A 24,940-nucleotide genomic window follows, 5' to 3' on the forward strand; every position below is an offset into this window, starting at 1 on the left:
TGCTCAATTTTCCGCGCGCCGGCCGTGGCCCGAGCGCCATGCCTTCTGAAAATGCTCGCGTTCTTCAGGCGTCATCGCATCCCATTTGCGCCAGCGACGCCGTTCGCGCCAGCCGCCATGGCCGCGGAATCCGCCAAACAGGATGCGGCTCAACACCAGCAAGCCCAGTGCATGTGCGAAGTCGATCGCACGCGCGCCAACGAATAGCGCCGGAATCACCCAGTTCCATAGCATCATGACTACCCACCCGAGCACGCCGATGGCGACCACCACAAGCAGCGCTTTACCGGCACATCTGATTCGAAAATTCATCCTTCAGCTCCTCTAAATATCCAGTTCGTCGTAAATGGACTGCAGCCGGGCGCGCAGATGCAAGACCGCGTAGCGTTTGCGCGCGAGCAGCGTATTGAGCGCGACACCGCTTTCTGCCGCCATGTCCTTGAAGGAACGCCCCTCCAGTTCGTGCGCGATAAATACTTCGCGTTGATTCGGCGGCAACTCATCGAGCGCGTCCTGCAGAGCCTTGAGCAATAGCGTGCGAGCGTAGAGCGCTTCGGGACCCGCATCGTGCGCCGGCAGGGCGAGGTCGAGTCGATATTCACTGCTGGCGTCGTCCTCGGCCTCCGGCAGGTCTGTCAACGGCTGCTCTTTCTTCTTGCGAAAGCGATCGATGATGCGGTTGCGCGCGGCGCGAAAAAGCCATGCGCTCGCCTGTTCGATCGGAGCGGGAAGCCGGTAGGCGTGCACAAATTCGTGGAATACATCCTGCAGGATGTCCTCGGCGTCGTCCGGGTCGCGTATTCGACGCCGGATAAAATTGACGAGCCTCGTGCGCTCACGCACCACGGTCTCGGTGATGTCGCTGTCTCGGTCGGTCATCGGGTGCGAGGTGGGTGGCGGTTTCATGCCCCTGAAGACGTTTCAGGAGCGCGAATATTGTGGCAAGCGAGAAAAAATCTTTCTTCGAGCGACCGCCGGTTCGCTCGTGGCAGCGCGTAACTACATAGTGGGATCTAGACCCTCGCCACCAAAAACGATTCCCCCGTAGAAGGCCGCAGCCCATCGCTTCTCCCCGCAAAATACCGATCAACGATATCGGCGGTGCTCACATGCTCGGCCTGCGAAAACCCGGCCTCCTTCGCGAGCGCGAGCATGTCCTCGGGACGAAAGAAGCTGAGAAACGGCGTCCCCGCGGCGCGCGCACGTTCATAAACGGCTTCATGCTGCGCGCGTTCCGCGGGATCGACGAGATCGAGCGGCAGCGTGAACGTCATGGCGAACGTCGACCCCGGCGCGAGCTGGGCGATCTGGCGCAGCGTGGCGAGATTGGCCTCGCGCGTGAGATACATCGACACGCCCGTGGAGGCCACCACCGCGGGCGCTTTCGTATCGAATCCCGCGCGCGCCAGCAGGGTCCACCATGACTCGCCCGCCTCGAAGTCGACGGGCACGAAGCGCAGCCACGCCTGCCCGGGGAAGCCGAGTTCGGCGAGCCGCTGGCGCTTCCATGCCTGCGTGCCGGGCTGATCCACTTCGTACACGTGGAGCCGCGCCGCAATCTCGGGCCGGCGCTGCGCGAACGTGTCGAGGCCTGCGCCGAGGATCACGTACTGCGTGACGCCCGCATCGGCTTGGGCTGCGACGAGATCGTCGATAAACCGCGCCCGGCCGACGATCGACGCGCGATAGCCGCGCGTGCCTTCGGGGTGCATGTCGGAGCGATTGCGCCAGTTCGCGTCCGGCGCGGCCAGCTGCATGCCGATTGCATCGTCGAGCACGTGTGGCTCGGCATCGACTTCGAGGTGCAGCGCGCGCCAGAGCGCGACGCGGATGGCGCTGGAGTCGGGCGTGGCCGTTTTCGGGTCTTGCATGAGCGTTCTCCTGTCTGTGCGGGGCGATATCGCGCGCGCTGTTGGTCACGATGTTGGCCACAATCAGCGCCGCTTTACGCAACGTCGGACAGTTTATCCGGCGCGACCGCGCCACTGCATTCGATTGACGCTCGCGCTGATCTACAGGGTTGCCTATCATTATCAGGGCGTTCGGCGTGAGTGCGTTGTGAGCACGCGGTGAACGAACGGCATCATTCCCTTCCTATGGCAAGACTGGTGACATGAACACGAGCCCGAGCACGAACCTGAATACGCACAACGGGCCGCGCTATCGCGGCATCTTCCCGGTGGTGCCCACCACCTTCACCGAGACCGGCGAGCTGGATCTGGAGAGCCAGAAGCGCGCCGTCGATTTCATGATCGACGCTGGCTCGGACGGCCTGTGCATCCTCGCAAACTTCTCCGAGCAGTTCTCGCTCTCCGACGACGAACGCGAAACCCTCACGCGCACGGTGCTCGATCATGTGGCGGGCCGCGTGCCGGTGATCGTCACCACCACGCATTACGGCACGACGGTGAGCGCGGCGCGCAGCAAGCGCGCCCAGCAGCAGGGCGCGGCGATGGTCATGCTGATGCCGCCCTATCACGGCGCGACGTTTCGTGTGCCCGAGCAGCAGATCTACGAGTTCTACGCGCGCGTGTCGGACGCCATCGACATCCCCATCATGATCCAGGATGCGCCCGCGAGCGGCACGGTGCTCTCCGCGGCGTTTCTCGCGCGCATGGCGCGCGAGATCGAGCAGGTGGCGTACTTCAAGATCGAGACGCCGGGCGCCGCGAACAAGCTGCGCGAGCTGATCCGCCTCGCGGGCGAGGCCGCCGAAGGTCCGTGGGATGGCGAGGAGGGCATCACGCTGCTCGCGGATCTCAACGCGGGCGCGACTGGGTCGATGACGGGCGGCGGCTTCCCGGACGGCATCCGTCCGATCATCGAGGCGCATCGCGCGGGCCGTATTGATGAAGCCTTCGCGCGCTATCAGCAGTGGCTGCCGCTCATCAATCACGAGAACCGCCAGGCGGGGCTGCTCGCCTGCAAGGCGCTCATGAAGGAGGGCGGCGTGATCGCCTGCGAGCTGCCGCGTCATCCGCTGCCCGCGATGCATCCCGAAACGCGTGCCGAATTGATCGCCATTGCGCGCCGGCTCGATCCGCTCGTGCTGCGCTGGGGAAAATGATCAATTGATTCGGTATCCAGATTAATTAACCGGAGGGCAGGTTTCGATGAAAAGGCGGAGATCGTCATGAAGACCTCGTATACGTTGGCCATCGTCGGCGTCGGCAAGATCGCGCGCGACCAGCATTTGCCCGCCATTGCGGGCAACCCCGGCTTCGAGCTCGTGGCAAGCGCGAGCCGCCATGCGCAGGTCGAGAACGTGCGCAACTACACCGATATCGGTGCGCTGCTCGCCGCCGAATCCGGGCTCGATGCCGTGTCGCTTTGCGCGCCCCCGCAGGTGCGCTACGAGCAGGCGCGTGCCGCGCTCGAAGCGGGCAAGCATGTGATGCTCGAAAAGCCGCCCGGCGCGAGCGTGAGCGAAGTGGAGGCGCTGCGCGAGCTGGCGCGCCAGCACAACCGCACGTTGTTCGCCACCTGGCATTCGCGCCGCGCGAGCGCCGTCGAACCGGCGCGCGCGTGGCTTGCCGGGGGCACGAACCGCACGATCCGCGCCGTGCACGTACGCTGGAAAGAAGACGTGCGGCGCTGGCATCCTGGCCAGCAATGGATCTGGGAGCCGGGGGGCCTTGGCGTGTTCGATCCGGGCATCAACGCGTTGTCCATCGTCACGCGCATCCTGCCGCGCGAAGTGCTGCTGCGCGGCGCGACGCTGCACGTGCCCAGCGATTGCGCGACGCCCATCGCCGCCGAGCTCGATTGCATCGACACCGCAGGCGTGCCAATACGCGCCGAATTCGACTGGCGGCACGGCCCCGTCGAGCAATGGGAAATCGACGTGGACACCACGGACGGGTTGCTCTCGATCGCCGAGGGTGGCAAGCGCCTCGCGATTCGCGGCGAGCCGGTCGAGCTCGATGCGGAGCGCGAATACGCGGCGCTCTACGAACGCTTTCGCTGGCTCATCGCGCATGGGGCCGAAGACGTGGACGTGCGCCCGCTGCGCCTCGTGGCCGATGCGTTTCTGCTTGGCCGGCACGTCGAAGTCGAGGCCTTCGGTCATTGAGGGCAGGAGGGCATGAGGGCGGCGGCAGGCGCTGGCCGCCATCGACCCGCGGCGCGGTCAGGTCTCCAGCGCCGCCCCGCCCAGGATGATATTCGCATCGGCGCGCGCATTATCGAGCTGCACGACGCTCGCCTGCCTGGCCGCGAGCGCGTCGCGGTTCTCGATCGCTGTGAGAATGGCCTTGTGCCGCGGAAGCGAAAGCGCATGCGTATTCGGATGGCGGCTCGTGAGCTTGATCGACTCGGTGAGCGCAAGCGAAAGCATGTTGCCGATATACGCGAGCATGTCGTTGTGCGTGGCCGCCATGATCGCGCGATGAAACTCCAGGTCGGGCTCGAGCAGATCGGCCGCCGTCCTGGCCTGCTCCATGCGCGCATAGGCGGCGGCAATGCGCTCGCGGTCTTCGTCGCTCGCGGAAATGGCGGCCAGCGCGGCAGCCGCGGGTTCGATGATCTGCCGCACCGTCATGAGCGAGCGGAAGAATTCGCCTTCGGGAAGGCTGTTCACGGTCCAGAACAGCACGTCGGGATCGAGCATGTGCCACTCTTCGCGCGGCCGCACCACGCTGCCCACACGCGGCTTGGACACCACGAGCCCCTTGGCCACCAGCACGCGCGTGGCCTCGCGCAGCACGGGACGGCTCACGCCATAGGTCTCGCACAGCGAGGGCTCGGCGGGCAGGCGCTGGCCCGGCGCGAGCTTGCCGCCCACGATCTGCATGCCGAGCTCCTGCACGATGCGCCCGTGCATGCTCTTGCGTTTCTGTAGGTTGCGGTAATCCATGTTTGTCCTGCCGAAGCGCCCGGCGCGGGCGGCCCGTTCGGACACTCCCTGTTGTCAATGCCCGCTGCGTGCGAGCTGCGCTCAGTGTGTACTGCTCGCGCGCATGGCGCGATATTCCCGCCGCACGATGTCCATGAGCTCCGCCACCGACGTAAGCGCGCTTTTCTGTTCGTAGGTCACGCGGCCTCGCTGCATCAACATGATGCGATCCGCGATATCGAGTGTCTGCGCGTAATTGTGCATGATCATGATGATGGAGAGGCCGCCTTTTTCCTTCAGGCGCATCACGAGGTCGATGATGAGCCCTGCCTCGCGCGCACCCATGGCGGCAAGCGGCTCGTCGAGCAACAGGATCTTCGCGTTCGAATGCACGGCGCGCGCCACGGCAATGGCCTGGCGCTGACCACCCGAAAGGCGTTCGACAGGCAGATCGACCGAAGGCACGTGCACGCCGATATCGTCGAGGCATTGCGCGGCGCGCTCGCGCATCTGCCTGTGGTCGAGCAATTTAAACGGCCCGCGCCGCACGATCTCGCGGTTCAGGAACATGTTGTGGTAAATGCTCAGCGAATTCGCGAGCGCGAGATCCTGATAGACGCATTCGATGCCGAGCGAGCGCGCGTGATCGACCGAGCGCAGCAGCGTCTCCTGACCGTCGATGTAAAGCGTGCCGCCCGTCTGCTGATGAAAGCCCGTGAGAATCTTCACGAGCGTGGACTTGCCCGCGCCGTTGTCGCCGAGTATGCCGAGTATCTCGCCCTTGCCGAGCGTGAGCGAGACGCCGTCGAGCGCCGTCACCGCGCCAAAGCGCTTGACGAGATTGTCGCCGCGCAGCGCGAGCGGTGCATCGGGCGCGCCGCTCGCTGCGGGCGTGGCGCTCGCGCCGGCAGAGGAGGCTTGCGATTCGTCCATCAGCGTCCTCCCTTGCGGCGGATGCGGCCGGCGTGGATACGTCCGACGTGGATGTTAAAGACCATGGCGGCCAGGATCGCGGCGCCCAGGATGATGTTGAAGGTGAACGCGTTGATGCCGATGAGCGTGAAGCCGTCGTTGAGAATGCCGAGCACCGCCGCGCCGATGAGCCCGCCCACGATGGTGCCCGAGCCGCCCGTGAGCGGCGTGCCGCCGATCACGGCGGCGGCCACGGCGAGGAACATGATCTGGTTGCCGCCCGCCTGCGGGTCGATGGAGGTGATGCGAAAGGCTTCGAGCATGCCCGTGAAGCCCGCGAGCACCGCGGCGAGAATGAAATTGCCGAGGCGCAGCCGGTTCACGTGGATGCCGGCCTCGCTCGCGCCGAGCGGGTTCGCGCCCGCTGCCTGCGTATGCAGGCCCCAGCGCGTGTGCCGTAGCAGCACGTGCATCGCGAAGGCGAGCGCCACGGTCCAGATGATCTCGCTATAGCCCCACGCGCCCATGAAGCCGGAGAACGTGGGCGAGCCCGGGGTGGCGGCGGGCGTGCCGCGCGAGACCGTGAGCGTGATGCCGTTGATGAGAAAGAGCGTGCCGAGCGTGGTGACGAACGAGGGCAGCCGCAGCCACACGGTCACGGCGCCGTTCACGAAGCCGATGATCGCGGCGGCCACGAGCCCCGCGATCACGGCGAGCCACATGGGCGCGCCCGCGTCGTTCGCGAACACCATCATGAACGGCGCGAATGCGAACACCATGCCCGCCGATAGATCGATGTCGCCGCCGATCATCAGCATGATTTCGCCGAAGGCGATGATCGCCACCGGCGCGATGAACTGCGAGAGATTGACGAGACTCGCGTTGGTGAGCAGGAAATCGTGGTTCGCGAATTCGAAGTAGGCGGCCAGCAGCACGGCCACGAGCAGGATGCGCAACTCGGGCGCCCACTGAGATGCGAATGAAACGCCCGCGCGCCGGGGCGCGCGGACCGCTTCGATCTTGCCGGATTCGTTCACTGTGTCCATCACGACTTGATTGCGCCGCTCATCGGGACGATTTGCGGCTTGGTGGTCTTGCCTTCATAGCGCGTCGAGGTGTTGAGGTAGGGCTCGACCGTCGCCTTCGTCACGAATTTGAGGCCCGTGTTGATGTCGGCAGGACCGACGAGGCCGCCCGAGGCGAGGAACACGAACGCCTCCATCACCGTATAAAAGCCCTGCACATAGGGCTGCTGGTCGATGGTGAAGTCGAGAAAGCCTTCGTGAATGAGCTGGATCGTGGTGGGCAGCAGATCGAAGCCGCCGCCGTGCACGCCCTTCGAAGGCAGGTTCGATTCCTTCATCACCTGCGCCACGCCCTGCGTGCTGCCCGCATCGACGGCGAACATGCCCTTCAGGTCCTGGTGGCCCAGATAGAACGACTTGATCTTTGAAAGCTCCTCGTTGACGGTCGCGCCCGTGGCCACGGTCTGGATGTCGATCTTCTTGCCGGACTTCTTGATGGCGTCGCTCGCGCCGTCGAGACGCGGCTGGATATTGAGCTGCCCCGGCGTCGCGATGAAGAGCCCGACCAGGCCGCTGTCGATGAGGCTCGCAATGCGCTCGCCCATCTGGTAGCCCGAGAGATAGAGGTCCTGGCCGATATAGGCGAGGCGCGGATTGTGCTTGCCGCGCGGCGCATCGGCGTTATAGGCGAACACGGGAATGCCGGCGTCGAGCGCGGCCTGAATGGGCTTGTCGAAGGCCGTTGGATCGACGATGGGCACGGCGATGGCGTCGGCCTTCGCGGCCACGGCCGAATTCACGGCGCGCACCATTTCGCCGGCGTCCGAGGTGGCCGAGCCGGTCCACTGATAGTCCATGCCGAGCAATGCACAGGCGTCCTGAATACCGTACTGCGTGGGCACGAAGAACGGATTCGTGGTGACGTGATTGACGAACACGATCTTCCACTTCTTGTGCGAGGGGAACGCCGCCTCGGCCGCCTGGGCCTGCGAAATCAGCCCGCCCGCGCCACCGAGCGCGCCCATGACCGAGAGCGCCGCGCCTAGCCCGGCGCCCTGCATCAATCCGCGCCGCGCGGCGCTGAAACCGTTGCTGCTGCCATCCTTGTCGTCATCCCGTTGCTGTGCCATGTCTTCCTCCGGCTCTCTTCTTCGTTGGTCGATGTGGTCGACGTTGAGTCGATCGCGTGCAGATGCAGGACGGCACCGGGAGTGCGCCGGGCGGCGCAGCGTGGGGCCAGGGCGCGGCGACGTGCAACCCCGATCCGGGAGCGCTCGATACGCGCCGTGCGGTACCGCAAAAATGGTAGTGCAGCGCGGTTGCGCCTCCTAATCCATGTATACCCCTAACTAGTCCGACTATTGCTGGCGTGTTCAGGGCGGAGATAACAAAGTGCTTACGATGCCGCCTGCTACGCTTTATTTAATTCGCGGCGCTCGCCCTGTCCGCGGCCCTCGTGGCTAGCGTTTATCCGCCAGGGTTAAAACCCGCTGTTTACCCGCTTTGCAAGTTTGAATAGGCAAACTATATTCAAGACTGTTTGCCGTTTTTATTGGCGTTTTCCCGATCATTCACCCACATATAGTCATGCTATTTATGGGTTTTTCTCACTAAGTGGGCAAAGCCATGAACACTCGCAAAATCAGGCTCCGCTCGGCCGCGTGGTTCGGCACCACGGACAAGAACGGCTTCATGTACCGGAGCTGGATGAAGAATCAGGGCATTCCCGATCACGAGTTCGCGGGCAAGCCGATCATCGGCATCTGCAACACGTGGTCGGAGCTCACGCCCTGCAACGCGCACTTTCGCAAGCTCGCCGAGCACGTGAAGCGCGGCGTGTACGAGGCGGGCGGCTTTCCCGTCGAATTTCCCGTGTTCTCCAACGGCGAGTCGAACCTGCGGCCCACGGCGATGTTCACGCGCAATCTCGCCTCGATGGACGTGGAGGAGGCTATACGCGGCAATCCCGTGGATGCGGTCGTGCTGCTCGTGGGTTGCGACAAGACCACGCCCGCGCTGCTGATGGGCGCGGCGAGCTGCGACGTGCCCGCCATCGTCGTGAGCGGCGGCCCGATGCTCAACGGCAAGCACGAAGGGCGCGACATCGGCTCGGGCACGGCGGTGTGGCAACTGAGCGAGCAGGTGAAGGCGGGCAAGATCTCGATGCACGAGTTCATGGCCGCGGAGGCGGGCATGTCGCGCTCGGCGGGCACCTGCAACACCATGGGCACGGCCTCCACGATGGCGTGCATGGCCGAAGCGCTGGGCGTGACGCTGCCCCACAACGCGGCGATTCCCGCCGTGGACGCACGCCGCTACGTCATCGCCCATTTGTCGGGAATGCGAATCGTCGAGATGGCGCTCGAAGACTTGCGCCTCTCGAAGCTGCTCACACGCGCGGCGTTCGAGAACGCCATCCGCACGAATGCCGCCATTGGCGGGTCGACCAACGCGGCGATACACCTGAAGGCGATCGCGGGGCGCATCGGCGTGAAGCTGGAGCTCGACGACTGGACGCGCATCGGGCGCGACACGCCGACCATCGTCGATCTGCAGCCATCGGGCCGCTTCCTGATGGAGGAGTTCTATTACGCGGGCGGCTTGCCGGCGGTGCTGCGGCGCCTCGGCGAAGCGAAGCTGCTGCCGCATCCCGATGCGCTCACCGCAAACGGGCGCACGCTATGGGAGAACGTGCGCGAGGCGCCCAACTATAACGACGAAGTGATTCGTCCGCTCGGCAATCCGCTCGTGCACGATGGCGGCTTGTGCGTGCTGCGCGGCAATCTCGCGCCGAACGGCGCCGTGCTCAAGCCCTCGGCGGCCACGCAGGCGCTGCTCAAGCATCGCGGTCCCGCCGTGGTGTTCGAGGACTTCGACGACTATAAGGCGCGCATCGGCGACCCCGCGCTCGACGTCACGCCCGACTCGGTGCTCGTGATGAAGAACTGCGGGCCGAAGGGCTATCCCGGCATGGCCGAGGTGGGCAACATGGGCCTGCCGCCGAAGCTGCTCGCGCAAGGCGTGACGGACATGGTGCGCGTTTCGGATGCGCGCATGAGCGGGACGGCCTACGGCACCGTGGTGCTGCACGTGGCGCCCGAGGCGCGCGCGGGCGGGCCGCTGGCGATCGTGCGCGACGGCGACTGGATCGAGCTCGATTGCGAGAAGGGCACGCTACGCGTGGATATCAGCGACGCGGAGATCCGCGCGCGGCTCGACGCATGGGCCGCCGCGCAAAGGCCCGAACCCGCCGATGGCAGCGGCTATCGCAAGCTCTACGTCGATCACGTGCTGCAGGCCGACGAGGGATGCGATTTCGATTTCCTGGTCGGCTGCCGGGGCGCGGAGGTGCCGAGGCATTCGCATTGAGGGAGACCGATAACGCAATCACATACCGTGAGACACTGCCGCGCATGACCCAGAACATCTACGACGACCCCGAGTTCTTCGAAGCCTACAGCCGCCTGAACCGCTCGGTGCTGGGGCTCGACGGCGCGCCCGAGTGGCCCGCGCTGCGCGCATTGCTCCCCGACCTGCATGGCCTGCGGGTGCTCGATCTCGGCTGCGGATACGGATGGTTTTGCCGCTGGGCGGCGAAACAGGGCGCGGCGGCGGTGGAAGGCGTCGACGTCTCGGTACGCATGCTCGAGCGCGCGCAGGCGATGACGCAACGGTCCCCTCACAACGCGGTCATCACGTGGCGCCGCGCCAGTCTGGAAGTGTTCGAACCACCCGAGGCCGCCTTCGACGTGGTCTTCAGTTCGCTCGCGTTTCACTACGTCGAGCATCTCGCGGAGTTGCTGCGCGCGATCCATCGCACACTCGTGCCGGGCGGCCGGCTCGTGTTCTCCATCGAGCACCCGATTTACATGGCGCCGCGCGATCCGGACTTTATCCTCGACGACGATAACAACGAGAGCTGGCTGCTCGACAGCTATCAGATGGAAGGCCCGCGCGTGACGAACTGGCTCGCCGATGGCGTTATCAAGCAGTACCGCACGCTGGGCACGCTCGTGAACACGCTCATCGACTGCGGCTTCACGCTGAGCCGCCTGATCGAATGGGGCCCGACGCAGGCGCAAGTCGATGCGATGCCGGAGCTGGCCCAGGAGCGCGAGCGGCCCATGATGCTGCTGATCGGCGCGCACTGTTAGCGCGCCGTGCTTCTCGATTCGTGAGCGCTTTTGTGTTGGTTGCTCACGCAACCAACACGCCGCGCTGCGCGATTTGAAACTTACTTCTCGACGATGCCGGGAATCACAACGTTCGGATCGACGTCAGCGCCATAATCCACGTCTTCGATGCCGAAGCCGAAAAGACGCAGGAATTCCGCCTTGTAGCCCGCGAAATCGGTCGTTGCGTAGAGGTTTTCGTCGCTGACCTGGTCCCATGCCGCCTTCACGCGCGCCTGGATCTCGGGGGCGAGCTCCTTGTAGTCGGCGCGCAGGCGGCCTTCCTCGTCGAGCACCGGCGCGGCGCCATAGAGCGAGTCGCGGTAGAGGCCGTAGACCTGCTCGATGCAGCCCTCGTGCGTGCCGTTTTCCTTCATCGCCTTGAAGAGCAGCGCGAGATAGAGCGGCATGATCGGAATGGCCGAGCTCGCCTGCGTGACCACGGCCTTGAGCACCGAAACGCGCGCGTCGCCGCCGCGTGCCGCGAGTTTCGCGCGAATGCCCAGCACCTTCTGGTCGAGGTCTTTCTTGGCCGCGCCGATGGAGCCGTTCCAGTAGATGTCGTGCGTGATTTCCGCGCCCAGATAGGTGAACGCCGTGGTCTTCGCGCCATCGGCCAGCACGCCCGCTTCGAGCAGCGCGTCGATCCACATCTGCCAGTCTTCGCCGCCCATCACGGCCACGGTGCCGTCGATCTCGTCTTGCGTCGCGGCTTCGAGCACCGTTTCCTTGATGACTTCCTTGTCGGTGTCGATGCCGCGCATACGCAGCGTCTTGCCCACGGGCTTGAGCGTGGACGTGTGCACCGCGCCCGTCACCGGATGCGTGCGGCGCGGTGCGGCCAGGCTGTAGACCACGAGGTCGACCTGACCGAGATCGCGCTTGATGGTGTCGATGGTCTCGCGCTTGAGGGCGCCGGAGAACGCGTCGCCGTTGATGGTCTTCGCGTAGAGCCCTTGTTGCGTGGCGAACTTCTCGAACGCGGCGGTGTTGTACCAGCCCGCAGTGGCGGGGCGGGTGTCGGTGCCGGCGCGCTCGAACGCGACGCCGAGCGTGGCCGCGCCCGAGCCGAACGCGGCCGAAATGCGCGCGGCGAGCCCGTAGCCCGTCGACGCGCCCAGCACGAGCACGCGCTGCGGGCCGTTGGGGATGGCGCCGTGCGCGTTGACGTATTCGATTTGCTGCGCGACGTTGGCCTCACATCCCACGGGATGGGCCGTCACGCAAATGAAGCCGCGAACGCGCGGTTCGATAATCATCAGACTTCTCCGTATTTCGCAGATGCATGCAGGAACGGCCGGCATTTTAGCGCGAGCCAATAATCCGGGCCACGCCGGCCGGTTTGCGGGCCGTTTGCGTGGCTGCGAGTGCGGAGAGTGCGGAGCGTGACGGCTTACGCCTCGGCCCTCATTGCGCGAGGGCCAGCGCGTGTACGCTTTCGCCGAGATACCCGAGCCCGGCCAGCGTTGCCTCAAGGGCCGTGTCGAGCGGCGTATGCGGCTCGCGGCCGAGCGTCGCCACGAGTTTCGCGTTGTCGAGTTCGAGCGTTTCGCGCCACAGATAGCGCATTTCCAGCATCTCGCGCGGCGTCGTGGCGAATGGCGCCAGCGCATAGATCAGCGGCCACGGGAACGGCTTGCGCTGCACTTGCAAGCCGTGCCGCTGCGCGACGCGGCAGATGGCGGCGGCCATCTGCGTGCCGTCGGCGTCCCAATGGCCGGCCACGTGAAAGCGCGCGAAGGGCGCGAGCGTCGCGCGCTGCTCGATCAGCTCGCGCATCGTGCGAGCGACGTCGGGCACATAGGCCCACGCGTGACCCACGCCGCGCCTGCCCGGCTCGCGCACCGTGCGCAAGGGCTGCCCGGCCTTGAGGAACCCCTGCGCGAGCCAGCTATTACCCACGCGCGGGCCGAAGAAGTCGCCGGCTCGCACGATGATCGAGCGCACGCCTTGCGCCGAGGCCGCTTCCAGCCGCTGCTCGAGCGCGACGCGGATCGCGCCCTTGCGCGTGCGCGGGTGTTGCGGCGCATCCTCGCCGACGAGCGGCAGCGCTTCGGGGCCGAAGTTGTAGACGGTGCCCGGCAGCACCACGGTCGCGCCCACGGCCTGCGCGGCGGCGACGGTGTTGTCGATCATCGGCAGCACGAGTTCGGCCCAGCGCCGGTAGCCCGGCGGGTTGACCGCGTGCACGATCACGTCGCAACCCTGCGCGGCGCGCAGCACGGCGTCGCGGTCCATCGCGTCGCCCTGTATGCGTTCGATGTCGAGGGCGTTGGTCGTGGCCTCTGTCGCGGCGCTCGTGCCTGCCGCGCCCGTCACGCTGGTGGCGCGCTGGAGTGCACGCACGCGCCAGCCTGCACCGGCCAGTTGCCGCGCGACTTCGCTACCGATGCCGCCGCCCACGCCCAGCACGAGCGCCGTGCGGCCCGTTTCGAGAGGTCTCGTCGCCATGTCCGTTCTCCGCTTGAAAGGTGTCGATGGCGTGATTCTGCGCGTTTCGCGGGTCATAAAAAATTGGCGAAATCTGTCTATCGGCTATACATTTATGTATGGAGACCGATATGGCCGAAAGGGAACCGAACTGGGAGTGGTACCGGAGCTTTCTTCAAGTCCTGGAGACTGGCTCGTTATCGGCGGCCGCACGCTCGCTAGGCATAACGCAGCCGACCGTTGGCCGCCATATCGAAAGTCTGGAGGCGGCGCTGGGACTCAAGCTTTTTACCCGTTCGTTCGACGGGTTCTCGCCAACCGACGCGGCCAATGAACTGCGGCCCTACGCCGCCGGACTTGCGATGACCACGGCGGCGTTGCGCCGGGCGGCGAGCAGTCATGGCTCGGGCGTACGCGGTACGGTTCGGCTGACGACGAGCGAGGTCATCGGCGTCGAGGTTTTGCCACCGATACTGGCGGCCCTGCGCAGCGAATACCCGGAACTGACGATAGAACTCGCGCTGTCAAACAGGGCGGACGATTTGCTCCGTCGTGAAGCAGACATTGCGGTACGCATGTTCAGGCCCGTGCAGGAGGCGCTGGTGGCCAGGCGCATCGGCGCGATCGACGTCGGGCTGCACGCTCACGAGCGGTATCTGGCGCAGCATGGCGTGCCTAAATCGATAAAAGAGTTGTCACGCCATACGACCATCGGATTTGATCAGGAAACCGAATTTATCCGATCGTTCCAGGACCGGTTTAAAACTTTCACGCGCGATAGCTTTGCCTTTCGAGCCGACAGCGATCTTGCCCAGTTGAGCGCGATACGCGCGGGGTTCGGCATCGGCGCGTGCCAGTCGCCGTTGGCGGCGAGGGACCCGAGGCTGGTTCGCGTTTTGCGCAAAGAGTTCTCGTTGACGCTGGATACGTGGGTCGCCATGCACGAAGATTTGCGCGCAAGCGCGCGCTGCGCGGTGACCTTTGCAGCGCTTGCGTCGGGGTTAAATGCCTATATACGCGGCGCATCGCCGGATCATTCAAAGGGAGCGGGCGTCAAATGACCGCCCGCTCCACTTCATCGGCGCCGATCAGAACTTGTGGCGCAGCGCCACTCTCGCCACAATCTGATTCTGGCTGGACGATACGCCGTCCGCACCAGGCACGTAGGCAAAGTCGAGAACGGAGCCTGTCCGGTCACCGCCGACGTGCTGATAGGCGCCCTGCACGTAGACGTCCGTCCGTTTGGACAGGAAATAGTCCGCCATCAGGCCCACGGTCTGATAGTCCGGGTTCTGCTTCCCGGACGTCGCATTGAAATCGGCCCGCGTATACGTGTACATCGCGCCCACAAAGAACGCTGGTGTGAACTGGTATTTGCCGTTGATTTCAAAGTTCTGGAATCGCAGATTCGAAAGCGTTCCGGTGGGCGAGGTGATTGCCCCGACGTATGCCGAGCTGAGCGGGTTGGTCACGTAGGTGTTGGTGTAGGCGAAGCCAATATTCGCCGACCCATACGTGTAGCTCGCACCGGCTCCGAAGATCCGCAGCTTGTCGCCAACGAAGTTTTCGTCGCCGCCGTTGGTAATCGCGCCGCTGGCCGTAGCCGACGGGTGATCGGCTTGCAGGTACGCCGCGGCGAGAAGCAGATTGCCCACGGTGTATTGGGCGCCCACGCTGAATTGCCGGTTGTTGGCGAAGTTCGTGGTGTTGCTGAAGCTGTACGTACCGCCGAACTGCAGGCCGGCGATATCCGGGCTCGCATACTTGACGGTGTTGTTCACCCGGAACGTGTTGTCCGTGTTGTCGTTGTCGTAGGGGTGCGAGAACAGATAGCCGGCCCAGTTTCCGTTCGCCGTGGTCTGGGCGAGGTAATCGACCAGCGAGTCGTACTGGCGCCCGAGCGTGAGGGTGCCGATGCGGTCCGATGCAATGCCGACATACGCCTGGCGGCCGAACATGAGGCCACCCTGACCCAGGCGGCCGCTGTTCACGTCGAAACCGTTCTCGAGCTGGAAGATGGCTTTCAAGCCTCCGCCCAAGTCCTCGGATCCCTTTAAGCCCCAGCGGCTACCCTGGACGAAACCGCTCTGCAGTTCGTAGACTTTATTCCCCGCCACGTTATTGGTGTAATCGAAACCCTCGTCGATTACGCCGTATAGCGTCACGGAACTTTGTGCCATCACCGGTACGGCGATAGTGGATAACACCGCGCAAGCCAGGACTTTCAGATTCATCGAGTTCTCCAAACCGTATTTTATGAATAGTCGTACTTATAAAAAATGCCGGTCTGTCGACCGGCACTAAAACACCCTCGTCGAGAGCGGTCCTGATAACGGCTTTCAGAGCCAGTCTTTCTCGAAGGCGCAATCCGTCAGCGATACGCAGCCGTTTTCCGTCAGCACGACCTGCTGCTCGAGCTTGACACCCTGCGAGCCGCCTTCCGCTCCAATGTAGCTCTCGACACAAACCGTCATGCCGACTTCAAACAAGCCGTCATAGCCCGCGGCCTCCCAATCGACCTGGTGCGAAATCGACGGATACTCGTCCACCATGCCGATGCCGTGAGCGAGGCAGCAGTAGCGGTTCTTGATGAACGGCTCCGGGATCTTCCACGCCTTGTCGGCGAATTCCTTGAACGTCATGCCGGGCCGAAGGAGGTCCATGTTGTAATGGACCTGTGAATAGGCCAGTTCATAGAGCTTGCGCTGCTCGTCGGACGGACGACCGTCGCCCACGAGCCAGGTTCGGGAAATATCGGAGCAGTAGCCATTGGGCCCGACCATATCGGTATCGAACGCAAGCAGGTCCCCGTTCTGCAAAACCCGCGAAGAGCATTCGTGCATCCAGGGATTGGTCCGGTCTCCCGAGGCGAGGAGCCGGGTCTCAATCCACTCGCCGCCGTTTCGAATGTTCTCGAAGTGAAGGTTGGCCCAGAGGTCGTTCTCGGTGATGCCCGGACGAAGCTCGCGGCGCATGCGTTCGATGCCCTTCTCGGCAGTGCGCAGAGATTCGCCGATCAGGACGAACTCGCCCGCCGACTTGATTAGCCGGGCCGTCTCCATCAGCGCCTGGCCGTCCAGCAGGGTCAGGCCATGCTTTTCCAGGTAGGCGGATCCAAACGGATCGAGACGATCGACGGCCAGCACGTGCTCGCCCGGCGCGTGCTGACGAAACACATCGATAATTTCGGAGCCCCAGGTTTCGGCGCGGCGCTCGGCTTCGTGACCGGCGTTGAAGAACGTCCAGCTCAGCGCGCCGCGCAGTTCGACATCGAGGTCCAGTCCGTCCCAGACATGTTCGCTGCTGTGGAACTCCCACGCGACGATCCGGCCATCTGCAAAGACCATGACGTAACGAGCAGGATTGCGTCCTGCCCAGACCTGCATGTTGGACGTGTCGGTTGCATACCGGATGTTCACCGGGTCGTAGAGCAAGATCGCGGGGCAATTATGCTTGCGCAGTTGCTCCTGAACACGGGCCAGCCGATACGCTCTGACTTCTTGCAGGACTTTCTCCTTGCCGCCTGCTTCGGTTGTGCGGCTCGCGGCCATTACGTGGTCCGTCATTTTTTCTGCTCCGGGGTTTGTATAGGGGAGGCTAAAGATCCAGCGTCAGGTCGGACGTGGGCCGGCTGCAGCACAGCAGCCGGAGTCCTTTTTGCACCTCGCGTTCACGAATGCCGCCGTTATGCTTCATGTCGACGGTTCCTTCAAGCAGCCTGGTTTTGCAGGTTCCGCACACGCCCTGGCTGCACGAGGAGGGAATCGCGACGCCTGCTTTTCGCGCGGCGGACAGTACCGTCTCCGACGCGCTCATGGTGAACGACCTCGAGGAGCGCGAAAGCTTGACGGTGAATGTTTGCTGCGTTGCCGCTTGTTCTTCGCGAACGGGTTCGGGCGCGACGTCGGCGCTGATGTCGAAGCTTTCCTGGTGATAGCGCGCCGGGTCGTGGCCGCCTTCCCGGAGCAAGGCCCGCACTGCGCTCATATAGCCCGCCGGGCCGCAGGTGAACACTTCGCGCTCGGCGTAATCAGGGACCCATTCGGACAGAAGTTCGAGGCTGAGCCGGCCAATCGGGCCCGCCCAATCGAGTTCGTCGCCAACGCCTTCGCAGACGAAAAAGGTGCGAAAACGCGGGGAAAGCTCGGCCAGGCGTTTCAGTTCGCTACGAAAGACGATGTCGGCTGGCGTTCGCGCGCTATGCACGAAGACCACGTCACGGTTCAGCCCGAGGTCGATGCTGGCGCGCGTCATCGACATCAGCGGCGTCACGCCGGAACCCGCGGACAAATACAGGGACTTCGCGGACGCGGCCGCTGTGGCGGTGAACGTGCCGGACGGGCCATAAGCGCGCAAGGTGCTACCCGGCCTCATATTCTCGTGGAGCCAGTTCGACATGACGCCGCCGGGCACCTGCTTCACGGTAATAGAGAGCAGATACGGCCGCGTGGGCGGCGACGAAATCGTGTAGCAGCGCTCGACGGCCTGACCCTTCACGTTCGCCGATACCGTCATGAATTGACCGGGTTCGAAACGAACCGGCGTTCCATCACCAACGCGAAATTCGAAGCTCTTTACGTCATGGGTTTCTTCAACCACTCGACAGCATGTCAGCGTCTGCTGTTCACCGCTTGCCCAGAGTCGGGCGCCGCTTTCCCAGGTATGAGGATTCGAGAATCGGACTTCGGGATCTTGAGCAGGGGCGAACATTCTTTCTACCGAGTTCATAACGATGAGCCTGTTGATGCGCCTGGCGCCCACTCGCTTCATGCCAGCAAATGAACTGCTCGACGCACGTTCCCGGAAAAGGCGAGTCGCTGGATTTCATCTGCTTCGATGGTCTTGCAGACCTCACTCGCCTTTGCTGAGGGCCGAGTATTGGTTTGAGGAAAAACGTCGTCAATGCGCTTTAATTTCGCGCTCGCATTACTTTAGGTTATGCGTGCCGGGGCGGCAGGGCGGACGCGGATCGGCAACCGGCGCACCGGAACGCCGCACCGCGTCCCCTGGTACTAACCATGACCGGGCATTCCGGATAACGGGGGCTCCTTCGGTCAAACTCCATCGTCAGACGGGTTTCCCCCAGGAACTTCCCTTATTAGACCTATTGACGTCTTGACGAATACAATTTGAAGACACAGGATTCTCGCAACAGGAGAAGGCATGAAGACGAACATCGTTGAAATCGAACGGGACGATGGACAGGCTCCCTCGCAAGACCGCAAAGCCGTGCTGGCACAAGCTTTACGGCACCGCATTCTGAGCATGGAACTGGCTCCCGGCGTGAGCCTGGACGAGGTCGCGCTCGCCGAGGAGTTCGGGCTGTCGCGTCCGCCCGTGCGCGAGTTGATGAGGCAGATGGCGGCAGAGGGCTACATCGAGCTGGAGGCCAATCGCGCCGCGCGCGTGGCCTCGATGAATTACGACGCCCTGCGCAACTACTTCCTGGCCGCGCCGCTGATTTACGTCGCGACGACCAAGCTGGCCGCGACCAACGCGACCCCCGCGGAAATCGATGGGCTCAAGCGAATCCAGGAGCGATTCCGCGCGGCGGTGGATGGCAGCGACGTCGATGAGCGGGTGTTGGCGAACGACCAGTTTCATCATGCAATCGGCAAGATGGCGCACAACCCCTATCTGATGCCGAGCTTGTCGCGTTTGCTGATCGACCACGCGAGGCTGGGCAAGACCTTCTATCAGCCGCGCGACGAACGCATGGACGAAGAGCTCGCGCAAGCCGTGCAGCATCACGAAGAGATCATTGCCGCCATCGAGCGGCGCGATGCCGAGGCCGCCGGCGAGATCGTGCGAGCCCACGTGTACCTCGCGCGGCGAAACATGGCTTCGTACGTGGCGCCCGACGGTGTAGCCGTGCCGATTGAGTTCTAGCTTCGCAAACCGGGCGGCGCGTCCGGTTCCTCATGACAACCCGCATCATTGAGAGACGAATAGATGAGTGATTTGCTGTCCAGGAGCGAGTATCAGAAAATCGCTCGCGATCTGAAACTGCCGGCCGCTGTCGTCGACGGCAGGGCTTGCGGTGCTTCGGGCCGATTCTCGCTGGATTTGAACGGCAACTGAACGACAACGAAATGGACGAAGCTTAAAAACATGAAAGACTTTTCATTCACTGGCATCAACCTTGCAATTAGCACTCCTTTTGATTCGGACGGAAAGCCCGACCACGGCCGTCTGGAGCAATTGATCGAAAAGTACCTCGCCGCCGGTATTCGTGGCTTTGTGCTTAGCTCGGGCACTGGCATGCACGTCTACCTCTCGCAGCAGGAGTCAAAGGATCTCGTCGCGTTCGGCGCGAAGGTCATCAACGGACGCGCCAGAATCATCGTCCAGACCTCCGCCTTGCTGGCCGATGACGTGGTCGAGCGCACGCGTCACGCGGCTGATTGCGGCGCCGATGGCGTGATGGTGCTGCCGCCGTTCTTCGAAGGTCCGACCGATGACGACGGCGTCTTCGAGTTTTACGCCGCGGTCGCGCGCGGCGGCTTGCCCATCATCGGGTACAACGTACCGCAGGCCATTGGCGTGGAAATCACCGCGTCGCTCTTGCGCCGCTTGTGCGAGATTCCCGAGTTTCTGGCCGTGAAAGACAGTAGCGGCGATCTGGCAAAGCAGGCGGCATTGGTACGCACGGGTCTTCCGGTGATGAATGGGGCCGATGCGCTCGTGCCCTACGCGTTGTATGCCGGGGTCAAGGGATTGATCTGGGGCGGGGCGAACTTCACGCCGAAGACGTGCGTGCAACTCGTAACGGCAGCGCAGGAGCACCGCTGGGACGACGCCCGCGAAATCTGGCGTCTGCTGGAACCCGCCATGTCGCTGATCTGGGAAGGCAACTATGTGCAAGCCGTGTATGCGGCAGCGGAAATGACGGGCTATGGCGCGGGCAACCCGCGCCGCCCGCTGAGCCGTTTGCCGGCGAAGCAGATCGACGTCTTGCGCCGCGCGCTTGGCGATCTCGTCGAGCGCGAAAAGCTCGCCATCTAAGGAAGAACTGGGCGAAACATCATGTTCGTAGCGAGCAAATTTCCGCAGCAACTTGGGCAGTCGGGATGGGTGGCCATGCTGCCCCGCCGGACGCCGCGCCCGTCTCTGAACGGGACGGTGAGTGCCGATATCGCCGTCATCGGCGGCGGCTTTGCCGGGCTCTCTGCCGCCCGGCGTCTGTCTCAACTCGACCCGAACCTTCGCGTGGTCGTCCTCGAAGCGGGGGAGATCGCGGAGGGTGCGACCGGACGCAACTCGGGTTTCGTCATCGATCTGCCGCACGAGGTCTCTTCCGAAGACTACGGCGGCTCGGACAACGATGCCCGCAAGCACGATATCCAGGTGCACCGGATGGCCATCGCGCTTGCCCGCGATCTGGCGGAAGAAAAGGGCTGGGGCAAGGACATTTTCGACCCGTGCGGCAAGTACAACGTCGCTTTGGGTGCGCGGGGCGACAAGCACGTGGTCTCTTATGCCCAGCAGCTGGACAAGGTGCGGGAGCCCTACAAGCTGCTCGATGCAAAGGAGATCGCCTCCGTCACTGGAACGAACTCGTTCACGTCGGCCATTTTTACGCCCGGCACGGTCATCATTCAGCCTGCGGCGTACGTTAGAGGATTGGCGGATTCTTTCCACCATCCCGTAACGCTTTACGAAAAAACCCCTGCTTTGTCGTTCGATCGTGAAGGCGCGTCGTGGAAAATCAGGACACCGAATGGTGTCGTCAACGCAGGAAAGATCATTCTCGCGAACAACGGCCAGGCGCAGAGCTTTGGTTTGTTTCGCGGGCAACTCCTGCATGTCTACACCTACGCCTCGATGACCGCGGAATTCGACCCGAGGCGGCTGGGCGGCCAACGCTCGTGGGCGGCGACTCCCGCGTTTCCCATGGGCACCACGGTGCGGCGGGTGCAGGGCGAAAAAGGCGACCGCATTCTGGTTCGTTCGCGCTACACCTACAACCCGGGCATGCAGGTCAGCGAAGGGGCGATCGCTCGCGCCGGCCGCGTTCACGACCGCAAGTTCGATGCGCGCTTTCCCATGCTGAAGGGCGTGCCGATGCAGTACCGGTGGGCGGGCGCGATGGCGTTGACCTGGAACGGCGTGCCGGCTTTTGGCGAAATCGAGCCCGGCGTTTTTGCTGCTATCGCGTGCAACGGCGTCGGCGCGACCAAGGCCACGGCGTCGGGCATTGCCGCCGCCGAGGCGGCGGTGGGCCTGGACTCATGGCTGGTTCAGGTGTTCCGGAGTTTTGCGGCACCGAAGCAGTTGCCGCCTCAGCCATTCCTGACGATAGGCGCGACGGCCAACCTGAGCATGAAGGAGTGGTCGGCCGGGTTGGAGTGAGGAATCACACTTGCACGTTCGCAGCCGATACGAAGTACCGGCGCGCAGTTGAATGACGGAGGAACACATGGACTGGATAAACAAATTCCCGCATATGCCGGACGAGTCGCTTCTGCATCTGAAGCGTTCGATCGATGATGGCTTTCGCGATTTCACGGCGGCATACGGCGACTCGGTCGACAATTTTTTTCAACCGCTGCAGCACTTCCTGATGGCGGCGGAGCGTTTTCTCACCCAGACGCCCTGGCCGATCATCATGCTGCTGATCCTTGCCGTGGCATGGGGCGCGAGCCGAAGCTGGAAGGTCGTGCTCGGATGCCTCGTGACGCTCGGCTTGATCGGCTACTTCGACATGTGGCAGGACACGATGCGCACCGTCTCGATGATTTTCGTGTGCACGGTCCTGTCGATCGTCATCGGCTTGCCGATCGGCATTGCGATGTCGAAGTCGGACCGCGTGCGTCGCGTCATCGATCCGATCCTCGACGTCATGCAGACGATGCCGAGCTTCGTCTATCTGATCCCTGTCGTGATGCTGCTCGGTATCGGCCGCGTGCCCGGTCTTATCGCGGTCGTCATCTATGCGATTCCGCCGATGATTCGCCTCACCAATCTCGGCATCCGCCTCGTCGATCGCGACATTCTCGAAGCCGCCGACGCTTTCGGCTCGTCGCAATGGCAGCGGCTGCTGAAGGTCCAGTTGCCTTTGGCACTGCCAACGATCATGGCCGGGGTCAACCAGACCATCATGATGGCGCTCGCGATGGTGGTGGTCGCGGCGATGATCGGTGTTCAGGGCCTGGGCCAGCCGGTCCTGAAAGCCATCGCCAACCAGTATTTCACGCTCGGCATCTTCAACGGTCTCGCCATTGTGGGCATCGCGGTCATCTTCGACCGCATCAGTCAGGCTTATGGCAAGCGGCTCCAAAAGCATCAGGAGGTGGTCCATGGCTAACATCAACGACGGCGGCATCAAGATCCAGAATCTCTACAAAATCTTCGGACCCAAAGCCGCATCCCATGTCGCGGCCGTCAAGAATGGCCTGTCGAAAGCCGACTTGCTGCAGCAGACCGGCCACGTGCTCGGCCTGAGAGACATCAACCTCGACATTCCCGCCGGTTCCATCCAGGTCATCATGGGGCTCTCCGGCTCGGGAAAGTCGACGCTCATAAGGCATATCAACCGGCTTATCGACCCAACCGCCGGCGAGGTGCTGATTGGCGGCGTCGATGTGTGCAAGATGAAGTTCCGGCACCTGCGCGAGTTCCGCCGGCGGCAGACCGCGATGGTGTTCCAGAAGTTCGCGCTGCTCCCGCATCGCAACGTGCTGGACAACGTGATCTATGGTCTCGAAGTGTGCGGCGTGTCGCGCAAGGAGTCGATCGGCACGGCGATGCGATGGGTCGAGCGCGTCGGCCTCAAGGGTTTCGAGCAGCGCTATCCGAATCAACTGTCCGGCGGCATGCAGCAGCGCGTGGGCCTCGCTCGCGCGCTGGCGATGGATGCGCCCGTGCTGCTGATGGACGAAGCGTACTCGGCGCTCGATCCGCTGATCCGCATGGATATGCAGACCGTGCTGCTCGATCTCCAGAAGGAAATTCGCAAGACGATCGTCTTCATCACGCACGATCTGGACGAAGCCCTGCGGCTTGGCGATCAGATTGCGATTCTCCGCGACGGCTGCATGGTCCAGCAGGGCACGAAGCAGGACATCGTGCTGCGGCCTGCCGATGAATATGTGACGAACTTCGTCAGGCAGGTGAACCGCGGACGTGTCGTTTCCGTCGATGGTGTGATGTCGCCGCTGCGCCCCGGTGCCGCCGTGGTGGGGAAGCCCGTCGCGGCGGACATGAGCATCGAGGAGGCGATTTCTGCGCTGACCCGCGAACACGGTGTCGATCAGTTGATCGTGATGGGCCAGGGCAATCAGCCGGTGGGAACGGTGAACCTTCGTCAACTGGCAAGCGCGCTGGTTACCCCCGAAGAAGTCTCCGATGCGGCTCCCGTTTTTGCCGATGAGCGGGTCTGATGAACGCGTGCCAGTTCAAGCCGCCGATTTGACGCAGTAATTTCCGGCCCACGAATGACCGCATCGATTTTTAGTAATTCAGTAATCCAAAGTAAAACCACGCATTCCGGAGAAGATCCGGGTACATTAAAGGAACGACAATGAGACTGAAATTTCCAGGCGCATTCTTGATGGCAGCGATGCTCTGTGTCGCTTCGCAGGCTTATGCCGCGCCGTGCGGCAACGTGACGATCGCCAGCATGAACTGGCAGAGCGCCGAACTCGAAGCGGCGGTGGACAACGTCATCCTCAGCGAGGGCTACGGCTGCCAGGTGAACTCGGTGATCGGCGACACGGTCCCGACGATTACGTCGATGGTCGAAAAAGGGAAACCCGATATCGTCTCGGAGGGCGCCATCGATCTGCTGCCCGCCGTTGCGAAGCAGGGCATCGATTCGAAGAAAATCGTTCTGGCGGCCAACGTGATCAAGGAAGGGGCGGTCTACGGCTGGTTCATTCCGAAGTACGTGGCGGACGCGCACCCCGACATCAAGACGATTTCCGATGCGCTGAAGCATCCGGAGCTGTTTCCCGATCCGGAGAATCCAGGTAAAGGCGCGATTTACAACGGCCCTCAGGGCTGGGGCATTACGGTGAATACCGCACAGCTCTACAAGGCGTTCAAGGCCCAGCAGGCCGGCTTCCGCCTCGTCGACACGGGCTCCGCCGCGGGGCTGGACGGGTCGCTGATCAAGGCCTATGAGCACAAGCAGGGCTGGCTCGGTGTGTACTGGTCGCCCACTTCGCTGCTCGGCAAGTACAAGATGGTCAAACTTTCGGAAGGGGTTCCCATCGACCAGGCAGAATGGAAGCGGTGCACGACGGTCGCGAGCTGCCCCGACCCGAAGCCCACTGGCTGGCCGGGAAGCCGGCTCCTCACGCTGGTCGCCAAGCCGTTTGCCGATAAAGCCAATCCCGATGTCATGAAATATCTGAACACGCGCAGCTTCACGACCAGTGAGGTTCAGAAAATCATGGCCTGGATGACTGACAACCAGGCAACGGGAGAAGACGCCGCGAAGCATTTCCTGAAGGAGCAGCCGGACGTCTGGACCAAATGGGTCACGCCGGCTGCCGCCGAGAAAATCAAGGCGTCGTTGTAAGCCACCCCGCAAGCGGCCTGGGCATGCTTGGCCCAATCTGCCC

24 protein-coding genes are annotated in these 24,940 nt (G+C 63.4%); 12 read left to right on the plus strand and 12 right to left on the minus strand.

The annotated features are described in order from the left end of the window. Positions 1-3 precede the first annotated feature (3 nt). From U5775_RS00240 to U5775_RS00250, 3 genes are all read right to left on the minus strand, one after another. Entirely contained in the window at positions 4-312 is a 309-nt protein-coding gene (locus U5775_RS00240; RefSeq protein WP_322056109.1) for a hypothetical protein, read from the minus strand. Between the two features lie 12 nt (positions 313-324). Continuing rightward, the gene (locus tag U5775_RS00245) at positions 325-906 is read right to left on the minus strand and encodes an RNA polymerase sigma factor (protein WP_322056110.1); all 582 of its coding nucleotides are present in this window, start codon (positions 904-906) and stop codon (positions 325-327) included. A 107-nt stretch (positions 907-1,013) separates the two neighbouring features. Beyond that, positions 1,014-1,871, minus strand: coding sequence for a class I SAM-dependent methyltransferase (locus tag U5775_RS00250; RefSeq protein ID WP_322056111.1), 858 nt, complete (start codon positions 1,869-1,871; stop codon positions 1,014-1,016). 242 nt (positions 1,872-2,113) lie between these two features. Here U5775_RS00250 and U5775_RS00255 point away from each other — a divergent pair, with 242 nt between their 5' ends. Both U5775_RS00255 and U5775_RS00260 read left to right on the plus strand, forming a co-directional pair. Next, the gene (locus U5775_RS00255; protein ID WP_415913481.1) at positions 2,114-3,067 is read left to right on the plus strand and encodes a dihydrodipicolinate synthase family protein; all 954 of its coding nucleotides are present in this window, start codon (positions 2,114-2,116) and stop codon (positions 3,065-3,067) included. Positions 3,068-3,133: 66 nt separating this feature from the next. Next, a complete protein-coding gene (locus U5775_RS00260; protein ID WP_322056112.1) occupies positions 3,134-4,072 on the plus strand; it encodes a Gfo/Idh/MocA family oxidoreductase in 939 nt (312 codons plus the stop codon). Between the two features lie 57 nt (positions 4,073-4,129). On the opposite strand, the gene U5775_RS00265 is transcribed toward U5775_RS00260, so the two are convergent. The 4 genes from U5775_RS00265 to U5775_RS00280 all read right to left on the minus strand — a co-directional run bounded on the left by U5775_RS00265 (position 4,130) and on the right by U5775_RS00280 (position 7,901). Continuing rightward, positions 4,130-4,855 (minus strand): FadR/GntR family transcriptional regulator, encoded by a 726-nt coding sequence (locus tag U5775_RS00265; RefSeq protein ID WP_322056113.1) that lies wholly within the window; start codon positions 4,853-4,855, stop codon positions 4,130-4,132. An 81-nt stretch (positions 4,856-4,936) separates the two neighbouring features. Continuing rightward, entirely contained in the window at positions 4,937-5,767 is an 831-nt protein-coding gene (locus U5775_RS00270) for an ATP-binding cassette domain-containing protein (protein WP_322056114.1), read from the minus strand. After that, entirely contained in the window at positions 5,767-6,792 is a 1,026-nt protein-coding gene (locus tag U5775_RS00275; protein ID WP_322056115.1) for an ABC transporter permease, read from the minus strand. The genes U5775_RS00270 and U5775_RS00275 overlap by 1 nt, the downstream gene beginning before the upstream one ends. Then, positions 6,792-7,901: a sugar ABC transporter substrate-binding protein gene (locus U5775_RS00280; protein WP_322056116.1), complete on the minus strand. Its 1,110-nt coding sequence runs from the start codon at positions 7,899-7,901 to the stop codon at positions 6,792-6,794. Before U5775_RS00280 ends, U5775_RS00275 begins: the two co-directional genes overlap by 1 nt. A 496-nt stretch (positions 7,902-8,397) precedes the next feature. On the opposite strand from U5775_RS00280, the gene U5775_RS00285 reads away from it, so the two are divergent. Then, positions 8,398-10,140 carry an IlvD/Edd family dehydratase gene (locus U5775_RS00285; RefSeq protein WP_322056117.1) on the plus strand — a complete coding sequence of 581 codons (1,743 nt, stop codon included), beginning with the start codon at positions 8,398-8,400 and terminating at the stop codon, positions 10,138-10,140. Between the two features lie 44 nt (positions 10,141-10,184). Continuing rightward, a complete protein-coding gene (locus U5775_RS00290) occupies positions 10,185-10,925 on the plus strand; it encodes a class I SAM-dependent methyltransferase (protein ID WP_322056118.1) in 741 nt (246 codons plus the stop codon). An 80-nt stretch (positions 10,926-11,005) separates the two neighbouring features. On the opposite strand, the gene fabV is transcribed toward U5775_RS00290, so the two are convergent. Both fabV and U5775_RS00300 read right to left on the minus strand, forming a co-directional pair. Then, on the minus strand, positions 11,006-12,202 hold the full coding sequence (fabV, locus tag U5775_RS00295) for an enoyl-ACP reductase FabV (RefSeq protein WP_322056119.1): 1,197 nt from the start codon (positions 12,200-12,202) through the stop codon (positions 11,006-11,008). A gap of 148 nt (positions 12,203-12,350) precedes the next feature. Next, a complete protein-coding gene (locus tag U5775_RS00300) occupies positions 12,351-13,394 on the minus strand; it encodes an NAD-dependent epimerase/dehydratase family protein (RefSeq protein ID WP_322056120.1) in 1,044 nt (347 codons plus the stop codon). 110 nt (positions 13,395-13,504) lie between these two features. Between U5775_RS00300 and U5775_RS00305 the strand changes: the two genes are divergently transcribed. Further along, on the plus strand, positions 13,505-14,434 hold the full coding sequence (locus U5775_RS00305) for a LysR family transcriptional regulator (protein WP_322056121.1): 930 nt from the start codon (positions 13,505-13,507) through the stop codon (positions 14,432-14,434). A gap of 27 nt (positions 14,435-14,461) precedes the next feature. On the opposite strand, the gene U5775_RS00310 is transcribed toward U5775_RS00305, so the two are convergent. From U5775_RS00310 to U5775_RS00320, 3 genes are all read right to left on the minus strand, one after another. After that, entirely contained in the window at positions 14,462-15,607 is a 1,146-nt protein-coding gene (locus tag U5775_RS00310; RefSeq protein WP_322056122.1) for a porin, read from the minus strand. 105 nt (positions 15,608-15,712) lie between these two features. Beyond that, positions 15,713-16,939, minus strand: coding sequence for a Xaa-Pro peptidase family protein (locus U5775_RS00315; RefSeq protein ID WP_322056123.1), 1,227 nt, complete (start codon positions 16,937-16,939; stop codon positions 15,713-15,715). Between the two features lie 31 nt (positions 16,940-16,970). Further along, entirely contained in the window at positions 16,971-18,101 is a 1,131-nt protein-coding gene (locus tag U5775_RS00320; protein WP_322056124.1) for a hybrid-cluster NAD(P)-dependent oxidoreductase, read from the minus strand. Positions 18,102-18,536: 435 nt separating this feature from the next. Between U5775_RS00320 and U5775_RS00325 the strand changes: the two genes are divergently transcribed. The 7 genes from U5775_RS00325 (at position 18,537) to U5775_RS00355 (ending at position 24,897) form a co-directional block, all read left to right on the plus strand. Next, entirely contained in the window at positions 18,537-19,262 is a 726-nt protein-coding gene (locus tag U5775_RS00325) for a GntR family transcriptional regulator (protein ID WP_322056125.1), read from the plus strand. Positions 19,263-19,325: 63 nt separating this feature from the next. Beyond that, positions 19,326-19,454 carry a hypothetical protein gene (locus U5775_RS00330; RefSeq protein ID WP_322056126.1) on the plus strand — a complete coding sequence of 43 codons (129 nt, stop codon included), beginning with the start codon at positions 19,326-19,328 and terminating at the stop codon, positions 19,452-19,454. A gap of 30 nt (positions 19,455-19,484) precedes the next feature. Continuing rightward, positions 19,485-20,378 (plus strand): dihydrodipicolinate synthase family protein, encoded by an 894-nt coding sequence (locus tag U5775_RS00335; protein WP_322056127.1) that lies wholly within the window; start codon positions 19,485-19,487, stop codon positions 20,376-20,378. Positions 20,379-20,399: 21 nt separating this feature from the next. After that, complete coding sequence (locus tag U5775_RS00340) at positions 20,400-21,725, plus strand: FAD-binding oxidoreductase (protein ID WP_322056128.1); 1,326 nt, start codon at positions 20,400-20,402, stop codon at positions 21,723-21,725. 67 nt (positions 21,726-21,792) lie between these two features. Then, positions 21,793-22,680 carry a proline/glycine betaine ABC transporter permease gene (locus U5775_RS00345; protein ID WP_322056129.1) on the plus strand — a complete coding sequence of 296 codons (888 nt, stop codon included), beginning with the start codon at positions 21,793-21,795 and terminating at the stop codon, positions 22,678-22,680. Then, the gene (locus U5775_RS00350) at positions 22,637-23,755 is read left to right on the plus strand and encodes a glycine betaine/L-proline ABC transporter ATP-binding protein (protein ID WP_322056130.1); all 1,119 of its coding nucleotides are present in this window, start codon (positions 22,637-22,639) and stop codon (positions 23,753-23,755) included. Before U5775_RS00345 ends, U5775_RS00350 begins: the two co-directional genes overlap by 44 nt. A gap of 140 nt (positions 23,756-23,895) precedes the next feature. After that, positions 23,896-24,897, plus strand: coding sequence for a glycine betaine ABC transporter substrate-binding protein (locus tag U5775_RS00355; protein WP_322056131.1), 1,002 nt, complete (start codon positions 23,896-23,898; stop codon positions 24,895-24,897). Positions 24,898-24,940 lie beyond the last annotated feature (43 nt).

The sequence above is a fragment of the Paraburkholderia sp. J63 genome (assembly GCF_905220245.1).
In the GTDB taxonomy this organism is placed as follows: domain Bacteria; phylum Pseudomonadota; class Gammaproteobacteria; order Burkholderiales; family Burkholderiaceae; genus Paraburkholderia.

Coding starts and splice junctions, on each gene's coding strand:
- U5775_RS00255 (WP_415913481.1), top strand. CDS start 2,114: ATGAACACGAGCCCGAGCACGAACCTGAATACGCACAACGGGCCGCGC.
- U5775_RS00320 (WP_322056124.1), bottom strand. CDS start 18,101: ATGAACTCGGTAGAAAGAATGTTCGCCCCTGCTCAAGATCCCGAAGTC.
- U5775_RS00280 (WP_322056116.1), bottom strand. CDS start 7,901: ATGGCACAGCAACGGGATGACGACAAGGATGGCAGCAGCAACGGTTTC.
- U5775_RS00245 (WP_322056110.1), bottom strand. CDS start 906: ATGAAACCGCCACCCACCTCGCACCCGATGACCGACCGAGACAGCGAC.
- U5775_RS00305 (WP_322056121.1), top strand. CDS start 13,505: ATGGCCGAAAGGGAACCGAACTGGGAGTGGTACCGGAGCTTTCTTCAA.
- U5775_RS00340 (WP_322056128.1), top strand. CDS start 20,400: ATGTTCGTAGCGAGCAAATTTCCGCAGCAACTTGGGCAGTCGGGATGG.
- U5775_RS00330 (WP_322056126.1), top strand. CDS start 19,326: ATGAGTGATTTGCTGTCCAGGAGCGAGTATCAGAAAATCGCTCGCGAT.
- fabV (WP_322056119.1), bottom strand. CDS start 12,202: ATGATTATCGAACCGCGCGTTCGCGGCTTCATTTGCGTGACGGCCCAT.
- U5775_RS00350 (WP_322056130.1), top strand. CDS start 22,637: ATGGCAAGCGGCTCCAAAAGCATCAGGAGGTGGTCCATGGCTAACATC.
- U5775_RS00345 (WP_322056129.1), top strand. CDS start 21,793: ATGGACTGGATAAACAAATTCCCGCATATGCCGGACGAGTCGCTTCTG.
- U5775_RS00315 (WP_322056123.1), bottom strand. CDS start 16,939: ATGACGGACCACGTAATGGCCGCGAGCCGCACAACCGAAGCAGGCGGC.
- U5775_RS00335 (WP_322056127.1), top strand. CDS start 19,485: ATGAAAGACTTTTCATTCACTGGCATCAACCTTGCAATTAGCACTCCT.
- U5775_RS00250 (WP_322056111.1), bottom strand. CDS start 1,871: ATGCAAGACCCGAAAACGGCCACGCCCGACTCCAGCGCCATCCGCGTC.
- U5775_RS00290 (WP_322056118.1), top strand. CDS start 10,185: ATGACCCAGAACATCTACGACGACCCCGAGTTCTTCGAAGCCTACAGC.
- U5775_RS00325 (WP_322056125.1), top strand. CDS start 18,537: ATGAAGACGAACATCGTTGAAATCGAACGGGACGATGGACAGGCTCCC.
- U5775_RS00270 (WP_322056114.1), bottom strand. CDS start 5,767: ATGGACGAATCGCAAGCCTCCTCTGCCGGCGCGAGCGCCACGCCCGCA.
- U5775_RS00355 (WP_322056131.1), top strand. CDS start 23,896: ATGAGACTGAAATTTCCAGGCGCATTCTTGATGGCAGCGATGCTCTGT.
- U5775_RS00300 (WP_322056120.1), bottom strand. CDS start 13,394: ATGGCGACGAGACCTCTCGAAACGGGCCGCACGGCGCTCGTGCTGGGC.
- U5775_RS00260 (WP_322056112.1), top strand. CDS start 3,134: ATGAAGACCTCGTATACGTTGGCCATCGTCGGCGTCGGCAAGATCGCG.
- U5775_RS00275 (WP_322056115.1), bottom strand. CDS start 6,792: ATGGACACAGTGAACGAATCCGGCAAGATCGAAGCGGTCCGCGCGCCC.
- U5775_RS00265 (WP_322056113.1), bottom strand. CDS start 4,855: ATGGATTACCGCAACCTACAGAAACGCAAGAGCATGCACGGGCGCATC.
- U5775_RS00240 (WP_322056109.1), bottom strand. CDS start 312: ATGAATTTTCGAATCAGATGTGCCGGTAAAGCGCTGCTTGTGGTGGTC.
- U5775_RS00310 (WP_322056122.1), bottom strand. CDS start 15,607: ATGAATCTGAAAGTCCTGGCTTGCGCGGTGTTATCCACTATCGCCGTA.
- U5775_RS00285 (WP_322056117.1), top strand. CDS start 8,398: ATGAACACTCGCAAAATCAGGCTCCGCTCGGCCGCGTGGTTCGGCACC.